The following is a 238-nucleotide window of genomic DNA, read 5'->3' as shown; positions in this document are numbered from 1 at the left end:
CTGGCAAGTAAGGAAAAGGGTTGCGCTCGTTGCGGGACTTAACCCAACATCTCACGACACGAGCTGACGACAGCCATGCAGCACCTGTATGTAGATTCCCGAAGGCACCAATCCATCTCTGGAAAGTTTCTACTATGTCAAGGCCAGGTAAGGTTCTTCGCGTTGCATCGAATTAAACCACATGCTCCACCGCTTGTGCGGGCCCCCGTCAATTCATTTGAGTTTTAGTCTTGCGACC

General features: G+C 51.3%; 1 rRNA gene. It reads right to left on the bottom strand.

Annotated features, from left to right (window positions below):
• Positions 1 to 238, bottom strand: a 16S ribosomal RNA gene (locus ACEO2X_RS14750); the annotation flags it as partial.

It is taken from the genome of Acinetobacter sp. AL9 (assembly GCF_041464035.1).
GTDB classification, from domain to species: Bacteria; Pseudomonadota; Gammaproteobacteria; order Pseudomonadales; family Moraxellaceae; genus Acinetobacter; species Acinetobacter towneri.
The sequence above is the reverse complement of the archived record's forward strand: the minus strand, read 5'-3'. Positions and strand labels throughout refer to the sequence as shown.